Source organism: Stutzerimonas sp. R40042 (assembly GCF_026642215.1).
GTDB classification, from domain to species: Bacteria; Pseudomonadota; Gammaproteobacteria; order Pseudomonadales; family Pseudomonadaceae; genus Stutzerimonas; species Stutzerimonas frequens.
In genome coordinates this window covers 2,464,819-2,479,844 of sequence record NZ_CP113258.1, presented here as the reverse complement: position 1 = coordinate 2,479,844, position 15,026 = coordinate 2,464,819, and the positions used below count along the sequence as shown (strand labels likewise).

General features: G+C 63.9%; 11 protein-coding genes. 6 read left to right on the top strand and 5 right to left on the bottom strand.

From position 1 onward, the window contains the following. The first annotated feature begins 5 nt into the window (after positions 1-5). Genes fdxH through fdhE form a run of 3 tightly spaced genes read left to right on the top strand, consistent with a single transcriptional unit; the run spans position 6 to position 2,618 of the window. The gene (fdxH, locus tag OUY36_RS11730) at positions 6-944 is read left to right on the top strand and encodes a formate dehydrogenase subunit beta (protein ID WP_200593697.1); all 939 of its coding nucleotides are present in this window, start codon (positions 6-8) and stop codon (positions 942-944) included. Next, positions 941-1,645, top strand: a complete 705-nt coding sequence (locus tag OUY36_RS11725) for a formate dehydrogenase subunit gamma (RefSeq protein ID WP_200593699.1) — start codon at positions 941-943, stop codon at positions 1,643-1,645. The genes fdxH and OUY36_RS11725 overlap by 4 nt, the downstream gene beginning before the upstream one ends. Before the next feature lie 19 nt (positions 1,646-1,664). Further along, positions 1,665-2,618 carry a formate dehydrogenase accessory protein FdhE gene (gene fdhE, locus OUY36_RS11720; protein WP_267934415.1) on the top strand — a complete coding sequence of 318 codons (954 nt, stop codon included), beginning with the start codon at positions 1,665-1,667 and terminating at the stop codon, positions 2,616-2,618. A 14-nt stretch (positions 2,619-2,632) separates the two neighbouring features. Here fdhE and OUY36_RS11715 read toward each other — a convergent pair whose 3' ends face one another. Then, the gene (locus OUY36_RS11715; RefSeq protein WP_166082560.1) at positions 2,633-2,797 is read right to left on the bottom strand and encodes a hypothetical protein; all 165 of its coding nucleotides are present in this window, start codon (positions 2,795-2,797) and stop codon (positions 2,633-2,635) included. Positions 2,798-3,136: 339 nt separating this feature from the next. Here OUY36_RS11715 and OUY36_RS11710 point away from each other — a divergent pair, with 339 nt between their 5' ends. The 3 genes from OUY36_RS11710 (at position 3,137) to glgB (ending at position 10,817) form a co-directional block, all read left to right on the top strand. Further along, a complete protein-coding gene (locus OUY36_RS11710; protein WP_267934414.1) occupies positions 3,137-5,149 on the top strand; it encodes an alpha-1,4-glucan--maltose-1-phosphate maltosyltransferase in 2,013 nt (670 codons plus the stop codon). Positions 5,150-5,284: 135 nt separating this feature from the next. Next, the gene (gene treS / locus OUY36_RS11705) at positions 5,285-8,611 is read left to right on the top strand and encodes a maltose alpha-D-glucosyltransferase (protein ID WP_267934413.1); all 3,327 of its coding nucleotides are present in this window, start codon (positions 5,285-5,287) and stop codon (positions 8,609-8,611) included. Continuing rightward, positions 8,604-10,817, top strand: a complete 2,214-nt coding sequence (gene glgB, locus OUY36_RS11700; protein WP_208218548.1) for a 1,4-alpha-glucan branching protein GlgB — start codon at positions 8,604-8,606, stop codon at positions 10,815-10,817. Before treS ends, glgB begins: the two co-directional genes overlap by 8 nt. A gap of 243 nt (positions 10,818-11,060) precedes the next feature. Here glgB and OUY36_RS11695 read toward each other — a convergent pair whose 3' ends face one another. From OUY36_RS11695 to OUY36_RS11680, 4 genes are read right to left on the bottom strand one after another with little or no spacing between them, the layout of a single operon-like run. Beyond that, positions 11,061-12,068, bottom strand: coding sequence for a lysylphosphatidylglycerol synthase domain-containing protein (locus OUY36_RS11695; protein ID WP_267934412.1), 1,008 nt, complete (start codon positions 12,066-12,068; stop codon positions 11,061-11,063). After that, positions 12,065-13,309: a cardiolipin synthase ClsB gene (gene clsB / locus OUY36_RS11690; RefSeq protein ID WP_063542257.1), complete on the bottom strand. Its 1,245-nt coding sequence runs from the start codon at positions 13,307-13,309 to the stop codon at positions 12,065-12,067. Before clsB ends, OUY36_RS11695 begins: the two co-directional genes overlap by 4 nt. Next, positions 13,306-14,109, bottom strand: a complete 804-nt coding sequence (locus tag OUY36_RS11685) for an endonuclease/exonuclease/phosphatase family protein (protein WP_063542259.1) — start codon at positions 14,107-14,109, stop codon at positions 13,306-13,308. The genes clsB and OUY36_RS11685 overlap by 4 nt, the downstream gene beginning before the upstream one ends. Next, positions 14,106-15,023, bottom strand: a complete 918-nt coding sequence (locus OUY36_RS11680; RefSeq protein WP_267934411.1) for a DUF72 domain-containing protein — start codon at positions 15,021-15,023, stop codon at positions 14,106-14,108. The genes OUY36_RS11685 and OUY36_RS11680 overlap by 4 nt, the downstream gene beginning before the upstream one ends. Between the last annotated feature and the right edge of the window lie 3 nt (positions 15,024-15,026).

The window sequence follows — 15,026 nt, the reverse complement described above, 5'->3', positions numbered from 1 at the left end:
GCCTGATGCGAGGTGACCAGATCAACCTGCAGAACATCATCGCGCGTTCGGCGACCACCGAGCCTTCGCCGCAGATCCGCTCCGGCGGCGTGGAGAAGGTGACCAAGCTGATCGACGTGTCGGTGTGCATCGGCTGCAAGGCCTGCCAGGTGGCGTGCATGGAGTGGAACGACCTGCGCGACGAGGTCGGCGAATGCGACGGTACCTATAACGCGCCGCAGGACCTGACCCCCTCATCGTTCGAAGTCATGCGCTTTTCCGAGTACGAAAACGAGGAAGGCGGCCTGGAGTGGCTGATTCGCAAGGACAACTGCATGCACTGCGCCGAGCCGGGTTGCCTGAAGGCCTGCCCGTCGCCCGGCGCCATCGTGCAGTACGCCAACGGCATCGTCGACTTCAACTCCGAGCACTGCATCGGCTGTGGCTATTGCGTGGCCGGTTGTCCGTTCGACATTCCGCGGATCTCAAAGAAGGACAACAAGGCCTACAAGTGCACGCTTTGTTCCGACCGCGTCTATCACGGCCTGGAGCCCGCCTGCGTGAAGAGCTGTCCGACCGGCGCGATCCAGTTCGGCACCAAGGACCAGATGCTCGACTACGGCGCGCACCGGGTCGGCAAGCTCAACGAACGTGGCTACGAGAACGCCGGCATCTACGACCCGGCGGGTGTCGGCGGCACCCACGTGATCTATGTGCTGCAGCACGCCGACAAGCCGGAGATCTACAGCGGCCTGCCGAGGGATCCGCATATCAGCCCGACGGTAGAGCTGTGGAAGGGCGTGACCAAGCCGATCATGTCCGCAGTGCTGGGCGTGTCGGTGCTGGCCGGCTTCTTCCACTACATGACCAAGGGACCGAAGGAGGAACCGGAGGACGACCCCGAAACGGAAAAAGCCGCGGCGGACCCTGAACAGGATCTGCGTGACGAGGAGCGGCGGCCATGAGTCATCCCAACGTACGCAAAGGCATCCTGCGCTATGGCCCATGGGCGCGGGCCAATCACTGGATCGTCGCGATCTGCTTCGTGCTGCTCACCCTGAGCGGACTGGCGCTGTTCTACCCGGCGTTCTTCGGCCTCACCGCGCTGTTCGGCGGGCCTGAGCCGACGCGCATCGTGCACCCGTACATCGGGGTGTTCATGACGCTGTTCTTCCTGATCCAGGCGGTGCGCTTCTTTCGCGCCAATCTGTTCCGCCGCCATGACGTGCAATGGGCGCGGCAGATCGGCGACGTGCTGTCCAACCGGGACGAGCGGCTGCCGCCGGTGGGCCAGAACAACGCCGGGCAAAAGCTGGTGTATTGGGTTTTCCTGGCCACGGTGCCGGTCCTGCTGGTGACAGGTGTGGTGCTGTGGCGACCCTGGGTGGCCAGCGAGATGCCGATCTGGGCGCTGCGCTGGGCCGCGCTGATCCACGCGGTAACGGCGTTCGTCGCCATCCTCACGCTGATCATCCACATCTACTCGGCCATCTGGGTCAAGGGCTCGATTCGCGCGATGACCCGGGGATGGGTCAGCCCGGCCTGGGCCAGGCATCACCACAAGCTCTGGTATGACGAGGTCATGGCCGGCGACAAGCGTGGCGAAGAGACGGCCTTGCCCCATCGCGAGCCCGGCGATGCCGCGGCTTCGAGAAACCGAACATGACTGAACAAGGAAATCGAACATGAAAGGAAAACGCGGAGCGGCGGGTCATGAGTTCGGCTATGCGCCGACCACCATCATGGAGCCTCCAGAGGTGGTACTGCCGGACGTCCAGCTGTTCAGCCGCCGCGCGCTGCGCCTGCGCGAGCTGATGGTCATGGTGCCGGCGCTGGACGAGTTTCTCGACTTCATGGCACGCCTGGCGCAGGCCCAGCATCAGGTCCTGAGTGGGCGCGAACCGTCCTGGCGTCCGGCGCCGGATGCCTTCGATCAAGCCTTGGAGCATCGCATGCCGCCGCTGGGCTTCCGTGCGTTGCGCCGCGATCTGGACTGGCAGGGTGATCTGCGCGCGATCCTCGATGCGCTGGCGCTGCACGTCGGTGAGCGGCAGAGACCGCTGCTGCAAGCCCTGCGTGACGCGGATGCCGATGCACTGCAGGCGATCGCCGAGGATGTACTGGAACAGCGCGCCGGCAGCGCCGAGACCCGCGGGCTGATGCCGCTGGTGGCAGCCGCGCTGCAGGTGGCCTGGGTGCGCCTGGCGGCGGGTTTGCCGCGCGCCCCTGCGCAGCCGCTGGCCGAGGCCCGAGCCTTGTGCCCGTGCTGCGGATCGCCGCCGGTGGCGAGCGTGGTGCACAACGAGCCAAATCGCAGCGGCGTGCGCTTCCTGCATTGCGCGCTGTGCGCGACCGAATGGCACCTGGAGCGGGTCAAGTGCAGCAACTGCGAAACCGGTGGGCAGCTGCTCTACCTGGGGCTGGACGACGAAAAGGGCGAGCCGTTCCTGCCGGTGCAGGCGGAAGCCTGCGGCGCTTGCGAGAGCTATCTGAAGATCGTGCTGCGGCCGCTGCAGGGTCGCGCCGAGCCAGTGGCAGACGATCTTGCCAGCCTGGCGCTGGACCTGATGCTCGCCGAGGAGGGCGACTACGCCCGCAGCGGCTACAACCCGTTGCTCGTCTTCGATGCACAGTCGTGAGCGGCGCCCCAGGGTCAGGACGGTTGTGGGTCGTCGGTATCCACGACCGACTGATTGCCATAGGGCGAACCGGGTTTGTGTTCGTCCAACTCGTCGGCACAGGGCACCTGCGGCACATCGCCTGGCTTGTCATGCACGATCGGATCGGGTTGGGGCATATCGGGGCGTGCGTGAGTCATGCTCGTTCTCCTCTAACCGGACGCTGATGATGACGTCCGACGTTCTTGATTGATGGGCGCGGGCTGCGCCGGTTCCGGCCAGCCGTCGGGACTTTCAAGGCTTGCGACGGTCGGCCGTAGCCGCCTGCGCAAGGGTTCCAAGCGCCCCGCAGGCATCCCGTCGACCAGTTGCCGAATGGGGCTGTCGACGCCGTAAAGCGCTGAACTTTCCCAGGCGGGCTGGCTCGGAAGAAAGAGCCGACAAAAACCGCCATTCGCGGGTCGGCACCCGAACCGCACGATGACGCATCCAGAGGCGGCTCGGGCAATCCGAACCCTTGCGCCCCAGGAGCCCGTTCGATGAGCGATGCACAGCCCGACGTGACGATTCACCCTCGACTCGAAGAAGCCCTGAAGATGCCGCGCATCGCCATCGAATCCACCCTGCCGGTGGTCGACGATGGCCGCTTTGCGGCCAAGGCGATCATTGGCCAGCCTGTCGTTGTCACCAGCAGGATATTCGCAGACGGCCATGACCAGCTCGCCGCCGCAGTGTGCTGGCGCGAAAAGGGCGAGAGCGGCTGGCGTCGTGCGCGATTGAAGCTCCTGGGCAATGATAGCTGGCAAGGTCAGCTCACCCCGACCCAGGTGGCCGAACACGAGTTCGTGATCGAGGCCTGGTGGGATGTGTTCGAAAGCTATCGCTACGAACTGTCGAAAAAGCACACCGCGGGCGTACCGGTGCAGCTGGAGCTGGAAGAGGGCCGCCTGCTGCTGGAAAAGGCCAGCGCGCGCGCCCAGGGCGAGAACCGCGCGATCCTCGACGATCTGTTGCACCGGCTGGGCTCGGCGCATCTGGAAGATGAGCGGGTGTCGCTGCTGCTGGCGGCGGAAACCGCTGCGGCCATGGCTGCGGCCGATCCGCGCGAGCACTGCAGCCGCAGCCCGGTCTATCCGCTGGATGTCGAGCGCCCGATGGCCCAGTTCGCCAGCTGGTACGAGCTGTTCCCACGCTCGGAGACCGATGATCCCAATCGGCACGGCACCTTCCGCGACGTGCACAAGCGTCTGCCGGCGATCCGCGACATGGGCTTCGACGTGCTGTACTTCCCGCCGATCCACCCCATCGGGCGCCAGCACCGCAAGGGTCCGAACAACAGCCTGCAGGCCGGCCCGAACGACCCGGGCAGCCCCTACGCCATCGGCAGCGAGGAGGGTGGTCACGACGCCATCCACCCGGAGTTGGGCTCGCTGGACGACTTCCGCGAGCTGGTCGCCGCGGCCCGCGAGCACGGGCTGGAGATCGCCCTGGACTTCGCCATCCAGTGTTCCCAGGACCACCCCTGGCTCAGGGAGCATCCGGGCTGGTTCTCCTGGCGCCCGGACGGCACGATCAAGTACGCCGAGAACCCACCGAAGAAATACCAGGACATCGTCAACGTCGACTTCTACGCCGAGGACGCCATGCCCGACCTCTGGATCGCGCTGCGTGACGTGGTCTGGCACTGGGTGGAGCAGGGCGTGAAGATCTTTCGCGTCGACAATCCGCACACCAAGCCGCTGCCGTTCTGGGAGTGGCTGATCGCCGATATCCGCGAGCGTGACCGCGACGTGATGTTCCTCTCCGAGGCCTTCACCCGCCCGGGCATGATGGCGCGCCTCGGCAAGGTCGGCTTCAGCCAGAGCTACACCTACTTCACCTGGCGCAACACCAAGGCGGAGCTTTCCGACTATCTCAGCGAGCTCAACGAGCCGCCGCTGCGCGACTGCTACCGGCCGAATTTCTTCGTCAACACGCCGGACATCAACCCCTTCTTCCTGCAGGACTCCGGCCGCGCCGGTTTCCTTATCCGCGCGGCGCTGGCGACCATGGGCTCGGGGCTGTGGGGCATGTACTCGGGCTTCGAGCTGTGCGAATCGGCGGCGATTCCGGGCAAGGAGGAGTATCTGGACTCGGAGAAGTACCAGATCCGACGACGCGACTACCAGGCGCCTGGGAACATCGTCGCCGAGATCGCCCAGCTCAACCGCATTCGCCGGCAGAACCCCGCACTGCAAACGCACCTGGGTTTCAAACCCTACCTGGCCTGGAACGACAACATTCTCTACTTCGGCAAGCGCACGCCGGACCTGTCCAATTTCATTCTGGTGGCGGTCAGCCTCGATCCACACAACGCACAGGAAGCGCACTTCGAGCTGCCGTTGTGGGAGCTCGGCCTGCCGGATGACGCCCACACCCAGGGCGAGGACCTGATGAATGGGCACCGCTGGACCTGGTACGGCAAGACCCAGTGGATGCGTATCGAGCCCTGGCATCTGCCGTTCGGTATCTGGCGCCTGACCGCTCAACGGCCTGACCCGGACCTCAAGTAGTTTCTAGGAAGCAGCTGAAAACCATTTCAAAATCAATTGATTATGGTTTTGTCTTGATATGGATTTCAGCTGTGGCTTCGTCGTTGCCCGGGTCGCAGACACGCGCGGCCCTTCACCACGACAGGAATGAAGAACATGGCAAAACCGCGCAAGCCGGCCGCATTCATCAAGGATCCGCTCTGGTACAAGGACGCGGTGGTGTACCAGGTGCACCTGAAATCCTTCTACGACTCCAACAACGATGGCGTTGGCGACTTCGTCGGGCTGATCGACAAGCTGGACTACATCGCCGATCTGGGCGTGAACACGATCTGGCTGTTGCCGTTCTATCCCTCGCCGCGGCGCGATGACGGTTACGACATCGCCGACTACCGCGGCGTGCATCCCGAGTACGGCAACATGGCCGATGCCCGGCGCTTCATCGCCGAAGCGCACAAGCGCGGGCTGCGGGTGATCACCGAGCTGGTCATCAACCACACCTCGGACCAGCACCCCTGGTTCCAGCGCGCACGCAAGGCGAAGAAGGGCTCGGCGGCGCGCAATTTCTACGTCTGGTCCGACACCGACGACAAATACCAGGGCACGCGGATCATCTTTCTCGACACCGAGAAATCCAACTGGACCTGGGACCCAGTGGCCAAGCAGTACTTCTGGCACCGCTTCTATTCTCACCAGCCGGATCTGAATTTCGACAACCCGCAGGTGATGAAGGCCGTGCTGGCGGTGATGCGCTTCTGGCTGGACATGGGCATCGACGGCCTGCGCCTGGACGCAATTCCCTACCTAGTGGAACGCGACGGCACCAACAACGAGAACCTGCCCGAGACCCACGCGGTGCTCAAGGCGATACGCGCCGAGATCGACGCCAATTACCCCGACCGCATGCTGCTGGCCGAGGCCAACCAGTGGCCGGAGGACACCCAGCTGTACTTCGGCGGCGAAGACGGCGGCCCCGGCGACGAATGCCACATGGCCTTTCACTTCCCGCTGATGCCGCGCATGTACATGGCCATCGCCCAGGAAGACCGCTTCCCGATCACCGACATCCTGCGGCAGACGCCGGATATCCCGGACAACTGCCAATGGGCGATCTTCCTGCGCAACCACGATGAGCTGACCCTGGAGATGGTCACTGACCGCGAGCGTGACTACCTCTGGAACTACTACGCCTCGGACAAGCGGGCGCGCATCAACCTCGGCATCCGTCGTCGCCTGGCGCCGCTGCTCGAACGCGACCGTCGCCGCATCGAACTGCTGAACAGCCTGCTGCTCTCCATGCCCGGTACGCCGGTGATCTACTACGGCGACGAGATAGGCATGGGCGACAACATCTTCCTCGGCGATCGCGATGGGGTGCGCACCCCCATGCAGTGGTCGGTGGACCGCAACGGCGGTTTCTCCCGCGCCGACCCGCCGAATCTGGTGCTGCCGCCGGTGATGGACCCGCTCTACGGCTACTACACCATCAACGTCGAGGCGCAACAGCGCGACCCGCATTCGCTGCTCAACTGGACGCGGCGGATGCTGACCATCCGCAAGCAGTTCAAGGCCTTCGGCCGCGGCACGCTGAAAATGCTGGCGCCGAGCAACCGGCGCATCCTGGCCTATCTGCGCGAATTCACCGGGCCGAATGGCGAAACCGAGATCATCTTCTGCGTCGCCAACGTTTCGCGTTCGGCCCAGGCGGCGGAGCTGGAAATGTCGCAATACGCCGGCATGGTGCCGGTGGAGATGGTCGGCGGCAGTGCCTTCCCGCCCATCGGCCAACTGCCGTATCTGCTGACCCTGCCGCCTTACGGCTTCTACTGGTTCCAGTTGGCGCCCACCAATCAGATGCCGAGCTGGCACCAGGAACCGGTGGACACCATGCCGGACTTCCGGACCCTGGTGCTCAAGCGCCTGGACACGCTCACCAGCGGCAACCGGCGGATTCTGGAGACCGAGTCGTTACCCGCCTACTTGCCCAAGCGTCGCTGGTTCGCTGCAAAGGACGTGGCGATTGAGGCGATTCGCATCAACTACTGCGTGCCGTTCGGCGATCCCAACCGGCCGGTGCTTTTGAGCGAACTCTGTGTCGAGTCGGCCGGGCGCAGCGATCTCTATCAGTTGCCGCTGGGCTTCCTCGACGAGGCTGACTTTGGCACCGCACTGCCGCAACAGCTGGCGCTGGCCCGCGTACGCCGTGGGCCGCAGGTCGGACTCATGACCGATGCCTTCGCGCTGGAACAGTTCAGCGCAGCGGTCATCCAGGGGCTGCGCGACGAGCTGGTGCTGCCCTGCAACGATGGCGAGATCCGCTTCGTGCCGATGCCGCAGCTGTACGAGCTGCAGTTGCCGGAGCACCCGGAGGTACGCTTCATCTCCGCCGAGCAGTCCAACAGTTCAGCGATCATCGACAACAAGGTGATGATCAAGCTGCTGCGTCGCGTCGCGGCGGGTATCCACCCCGAGCTGGAAATGGGCGGCTTCCTCACTGCCGGTGGCTTCGCCCACATTTCCGGCATGCTCGGCCAGGTCAGTCGGATCAACAAGCAGGGCGAGCCGGTGGCGCTGATGGTGATCCAGCATTTCCTCGACAGTCAGGGCGACGCCTGGGAATGGACGCTGAACAACCTCGACCGCGCGGTACGCGACGAGATCGCCGGTGGCGTGTCGCTGCACGAGAATCAGTTCAGCGCCCTCGATGAACTTGAGGCGTTCAACCGGCTGCTCGGCCAGCGCCTTGGCGAAATGCATGTCGCCCTCGCAGCGCAAACGGACGATCCGGCGTTCGCCTACGAACGCACCGACAAGGCCAATGCCGAGCAGTGGGCGCAGAGCATCGTCGGCCAGCTCGAACAGGCGCTGGCACGCCTCGCCGAGCACCGTTCCAGCTTCGAGCGCAAGGATGCGGCCGCGGTCGGTCAGTTGCTCGAGCGGCGTGACGGCCTGCTCGCACAAGTGCAACCTCTTGCTGCTAGAACGCTTGGAGGTCTGCGCACCCGAGTGCATGGCGACTTGCACCTCGGCCAGGTGCTGGTGGTCCAAGGCGATGCATACTTCATCGACTTCGAAGGCGAGCCCGCCCGCTCGCTGGAAGAGCGGCGTGGCAAGCACAGCCCCTTCAAGGACGTGTCAGGGCTGCTGCGCTCGTTCGAATATGCAGCTGCCATGACCATTCGCGGTGCACAGATCAGCGACAGCACGCCGGAAGCGGACCAAGCCCGTCAGCGCATTGCCGCGAGTTACCAGAGCAGTGCCCAGCAGGCTTTCCTCGAAGCCTACCGGCAGGCCACGGCCGAACTGCCGCATGCCTGGAAGGACAAGGATGGCGCGAATGCTGCACTGCTGCTGTTCAGCCTGGAGAAATGCGCGTACGAGATCGTTTACGAAGCGGAGAACCGCCCGGCCTGGTTGCCCGTCCCGCTACAGGGACTGCTGGCCCTGGCACAACAGCTTTTCGATGGAGGTTCCAATGATTGATCGCCCGGTTCTGACCACGCCAGGGGAGACCCTGATGCCCAGCGATACCGATGTGGACGCCCTGGTACGAGCCGAACATGGCAATCCCTTCGCCGTGCTCGGACCGCACCCGGACGGCGATGGAATGGTGGTACGGGCCTACCTGCCCAACGCGCTCGGTGTGGAGCTGCTCGACCGGGACCAGCAGTTGCTGGCGGTGATGGAGCAAGGGCAGGTACCGGGTTTCTTCTTCACTCGACTGGCCCATCAGCAGCCCTACCTTTTGAAGATTCGCTGGGCGGGCGGGGAACAGATCACTGAAGATCCCTACAGTTTCGGCCCACAGCTCGGCGAGCTGGACATGCACCTGTTCTCCGAAGGCAACCATCGGCAGATCGGCCGGGTGTTCGGCTCCCAGGTGATCGAGGTGGACGGCGTACAGGGCGTGCGTTTCGCCGTCTGGGCGCCCAACGCCCGGCGCGTCTCGGTGGTCGGCAGCTTCAACGGCTGGGACGGCCGCCGCCATCCCATGCGGCTGCGCTTTCCATCCGGCGTGTGGGAGCTGTTCATTCCGCGCTTGCAGCCTGGCGACACCTACAAGTACGAGATTCTCGGCCCCAACGGCATCGTGCCGCTGAAGGCCGACCCGGTTGCCCTGGCCACCGAGCTTCCACCGGGCACCGCCTCGGTCATCGCGCGGCCGCTGGATTACCAGTGGAAGGACCAGGCCTGGATCCAGCAGCGCGCCTCGCGCCAGTCACTCAACGCGCCGATGAGCATCTATGAGCTGCATGCGGGTTCCTGGCGACGTGAGGGTGGCGATAACGGCCGGCTGTACAACTGGCATGAGCTGGCCGAGCGGCTGATCCCCTACGTGGTAGACATGGGCTTCACCCATATCGAGCTGATGCCGATCATGGAGCACCCGTTCGGCGGCTCCTGGGGTTACCAGTTGCTCTCGCAGTTCGCCCCCAGCGCCCGCTACGGCAATGCCCATGACTTCGCCGAGTTCGTCGATGCCTGCCACAACGCCGGCATCGGCGTGATTCTCGACTGGGTGCCGGCGCATTTTCCGACCGATGCCCATGGCCTCGGCGAGTTCGACGGCACCGCGCTGTACGAATACGCGCACCCGTTCGAGGGCTTCCATCAGGACTGGGACACCTACATCTACAACCTCGGCCGTACCGAGGTGCACGGCTTCATGCTGGCCTCGGCGCTGCATTGGCTGCGTGAGTTCCACGTCGATGCGCTACGCGTCGACGCAGTGGCCTCGATGCTCTACCGCGACTACTCGCGCAACGAGGGTGAGTGGATTCCCAACCGTCACGGCGGGCGCGAGAATCTCGAGGCGATAGATTTCGTCCGTCACCTGAACGACGTGGTGGCCACGGAAACGCCGGGCGCGCTGGTGATCGCCGAGGAGTCCACCGCGTTCCCCGGGGTCAGCAAGCCGACCAGCGAAGGTGGCCTCGGCTTTTCCTACAAGTGGAACATGGGCTGGATGCACGACACGCTCAAGTACATCCAGGAAGACCCGATCCACCGCCAGTATCACCACGACAAGCTGACCTTCGGCATGGTCTACGCCTATTCCGAGCATTTCGTGCTGCCGATCTCCCACGACGAGGTGGTCCACGGCAAGGGCTCGCTGATCGACAAGATGCCGGGCGACCGCTGGCAGAAGTTCGCCAACCTGCGCGCCTACCTGTCGTTCATGTGGACACATCCAGGCAAGAAACTGCTGTTCATGGGCAGCGAGTTCGGCCAGTGGCGTGAATGGAATCATGATCGCGAGCTGGATTGGCACCTGCTCGAAGAAGCCGATCACCGCGGCGTGCAGAACCTGGTGCGCGATCTGAATCGGCTGTACAGCCAGGAGCCGGCGCTGCATGAACTGGACAGTGACCCCCGCGGTTTCCAGTGGCTGATCGGCGACGATCGGGCGAACAGCGTGTTCGCCTGGCTGCGCAAGAGTTCGACCGGCCATCCGCTGCTGGTGATCGGCAACTTCACCCCGGTGGTGCGCGAGGGCTATCGCATCGGTGTGCCGGTGGATGCCAGGTGGCTGGAGGTGTTCAACAGCGACGCCGAATGCTACGGCGGCTCCAACACCGGCAACGGCGGCGGCATGCTGGCCGAGCCGGTGGAGAGTCACGGCGAGAAGGTTTCGCTGTCGCTGACCCTGCCGCCACTGGGCGTGCTGGTAATGCGACCGCAGGTCTGAAGGCTACAGCGATGACAAGCGCCGCTCGGGGCAACCTGAGCGGCGTTTTTTTACTGGAGGGCGGGGAAGCGGGGCATCTGGTCACTGCACTTTGCGGGTTTGCTTGAGTCGCTGATGTCACGGTCAAGACCACTCCAGCGAGTGCCGCGATCAACCCTGTCGTGGAGCGGGCTGCCGACTGGTCTGATGGCGAGGCTGCAGCGTCGCCCCTTGTGGGGGCGGGAGCTGCAGCCGACCCAGGTCTCAGCTCGTCTCCCGGGTAGCCGTCGGCTGCTCTGCGCCCTGGTTACCTTTACGCAGCTTCTTCGCCCGCGCCTCGAGTACCACGTAGACAAGGGTGGCGAACAGCAGGGGGATCAGGAAGTAGATCACCCGATAGCCGATCAGCCCGGCGACGATGGCTCCCTTGCTCATCTCGTCGGCGAGCATGGCCACGAACACGGCCTCGATCACGCCGAGCCCCGCGGGAATATGGGTTACCACGCCGGCGATGCTGCTGATCATGAGAATGCCCAGCACCTCGGGATAGGCCGCCTGCCTGGACAGCATGAAGTACACCACCAACGCCATCAGTGACCAGTTCGCCGCGCCGAGGACCAGCTGAATCAGTGCCAGGCGCAGTGACGGCAGGTGGATCTCATGACCGCGAATGGTCCACGAACGCCGTTTGGAAAAGCCACAGAGCCCAAGGTAGACGACGCACGCCAGCAACAAACCGGCGCCTAGCACGCGCAGCGCGGTGAAGCCGATTTCCCAGTTGGCTGGTGGCGTGATCCAGCCCATGACGAAGATCAATCCGGCCAGCCACATGTAGCCCAGCCAGTTGGTGAGCAGGCTCAGGGTGAACACCCTGGTGATCTGCGATGGGCGCAGGCCGAGGCGCGAATAGAGACGAAAGCGCAGGGCGATGCCACCGACCCAGGCGCTGAGGTTGAGGTTGAAGGCATAACAGACAAAGGTGACCGGCAGGATCTGCCGCAACGGCAGGTCATGGCGCGCGTAACGCTTGCCGAGCACGTCGAAGAAGCAATAGACGACGTAGCTGCCTAGCGCAGCCGCGCCTGCCATCCACAGCGTCTCGGCGCGGTAGTTGCGCAGGGTGCTGTAGACCTCCTGCCAGTCGAGGTTGCGGGCCAGCCCGATCAACAGCCCTGCGACCAGGATGAAGAAGACGTACGTGAGAATCCTCTTGATCAATGGCCAGCGCCGACGCCAGCCGCCTTTCGCCTCGCCGTGGGTCGTGTGGCTCATCGTTGTTCTCGCTGTATGGGGGCGGGCACGCTATCGAGTGGAGGCGCATCTGCATCGAGCAGCTCCAGACGTGGCTTGTGTTTGGGGAACAGGTCCACCAGACCGGGGAAATGCCGCAGGAAATGGAAGATCAGAAATGCCAGCGGCGCGCGCCACCAGAAGCCACGGATGATCCGTTCCAGCGGGATGCGTCGGCAGTCGGTCTGCAGCAGGTGATCGAGCCGCTCGTGCAGGTGCCGGTTGAACACGTGGTCGCGGATGATCAGGTTGGCTTCCAGATTCAGCGACAGGCTCAGCGGGTCGAGATTGCTCGAACCCACCGTCGACCATTCATAGTCGGCCAGCGCCACCTTGCCATGCAGCGGGCGCCGGCAGTATTCGTGAATCTCCACGCCGTCACGCATCAGATAGTTGTAGAGCATGCGCGCGCCGAACTTGGCAATCGGCATGTCCGGTTCGCCCTGGAGGATCAGCCGCACCCGCACGCCACGCCGCGCGGCATTGCGGATCTCCCGTAATACGCGATAACCGGGGAAGAAATAGGCGTTTGCAATCAACAACCTGGAGCGAGCATCTCGAATCGCCTGCAGGTAATGCTGTTCGATGTCGTTGCGATGCTGGTCATTGTCGCGGGTGACGAACAATGCTCGCGCTTCGCCACGACTGACGCCGCCATAGCCGGGCGTCTGCTGCCGCACGCGGCGTCGCCACCAGCGATGCTGCGGCGGTTTGTTCGGCGCGATCTGGCTGAGGGCGAAATGATGGATATCCCGCACCACCGGGCCTTCGACCTGCAGCGCGTAGTCCTGCTTGGCGGCCGGGCCGAAGTCAGCCAGGTGATCGGCCGAGAAGTTGATCCCGCCGATGAAGGCGACTTCGCCATCGACCACCACGATCTTGCGGTGCATGCGGCGGAACACGTTCAGTCGGCGGCCAAGCAAACGCTTGCCCGGATCGAACATGTGAATGCGCACGCCAACCCGCGTCATCGCGCTGACGAACTCGCCGTGCAGATCGGCCGAGCCGTAACCGTCGACTGTCACGTCGACGCTGGCGCCATTGTTCGCCGCGGCGATCAGCGCCTGCTGCAACTCGGCACCGACCTTGTCCTGAAACAGGATGAAGGTTTCCAGCAGGACCTCTTTCTTGGCCTGTGCGATGACATCGAACACGCGGGGAAAGAACTCTTCGCCATTTTCCAGCAACTGAAGGCGATTACCGTCTCTCCAGTGGTAACTCATAGGTGTATCTCCACCGCCAGGGGCAGATGATCGGACAAGTGCGTCCAGGGTTTGTTACCGAGTATTCGCGGTTTGTGACTGCTGGCATTGCGCACATAGATGCGATCCAGGCGCAGCATCGGCCAGCGCGCCGGGAATGTCTTGGCGACCTTGCCCTGGGAAACGGCGAAGACCTCGTGCAGCCCGGCGCAGCGATCGAGCGTGCGCGTGGCCTTCAATCGCCAGTCATTGAAGTCACCAGCGACCACCACTGGCGCACCCTCGGGCAGCGAGTCGAGCAGGTTGCAGAGTAATTCCAGCTGCTGCTGGCGATGCGATTCGCGCAGGCCCAGATGCACGCAGATCGCATGGAACTCCTCGTGCCCCGGCACCTGCAGCACGCTGTGTAGCAGGCCACGCCGCTCGGGGCCGGCTATGGAGATATCGAGATTCTCGTAACGGATAATCGGAAACTTCGACAGCAGGGCATTGCCGTGGTCGCCGTCCGGATAGACCGCGTTGCGCCCGTAGGCAAAATCGGTCCAGATGCTGTCGGCAAGAAATTCGTACTGCGGGGTCTGCGGCCAGTTATGAAAGCGCAAGGCGTGCTTTTCGTGCGTACCCAGCACTTCCTGCAAGAACACGACGTCGGCCGAGACGCTGCGGACCGCTTCGCGCAGCTCCGGCAAGATGAATCGCCGATTGAACGCGGTGAAGCCCTTGTGGGTGTTCACCGTGAGAATGCGGACGGCATTGACCGCCGTAGCCATGTGCGCGTCGAGGTCGGCGCTTGCGATCGGGTGGTCTTTATCCAGAGTCAATCGATAGCTCCTTCCAGTTTTCCGGGGCTGACCTGCAAATGCTCATCCAGGCCGAGCCGATGCAGCAGTTGGCGTGCGTCGTACGGCGCACGGACCTTCACGTCGTTGTCGAAGTAGCAGTACACCTGGCGCGAGGCTCGCCGTCGCGGCTTCTTCGAGCTGATCAGCCGTGCGTCGTCGGGCTGGCTGCCGGCGTTCCAGGATTCGATCCGGTGGCGCCATTCATCCAGCGCGGCGTCGGTGTAGCCACTGGTGTAGAGCTCTTCGGCACCATGCAGGCGGATGTAGACGAAGTCGCTGGTGAGGTCTTCGTGATGCGGCCACTTGCCGGCGGTATCAGCCACTACCAGCGCTACCTGGTACTTGCGCAGAAGCTCGACGAACGCCGGATCGACGAAGCTGGCGTTGCGGATCTCCACGGCGTGGCGCATGCGCCGCTTGCGGTCTACGGACAGGTAGCTGCGGCCCTCCATGCGTGGCTCGCAGTCTCTGGCAATTGCCAGCGCCGCTTCGGTGTCGTGGGGCAGCTGGCGCAGAAAGGCTTCGAACAACGCAGGGTCGAACTTGAACGACGGTGGGAACTGCCAGAGGATCGGCCCCAACTTTTCCTTGAGCTGAAAGATGCCCGAGGCGAAGAAGTTGGCCAGCGCCCCGTCGACCTCGCGCAGCCTGCGCACATGGGTGATGTAGCGCGGTCCCTTGACGCTGAAGACGAAGCCCTTGGGCGTATCGGCGTACCAGTCGGCATAGCGTTCGGGCGTCTGCAGCGAATAGAACGAGCCGTTGATCTCGATGCTGCTGACCGCCCGGGAGGCGAAACGCAGCTCCTTCTTCTGCGTCAGCCCCTTGGGATAGAAATCGCCTCGCCACGGCGCATAACGCCAGCCCGAGATGCCGATATGGATGCCAGCCATGGG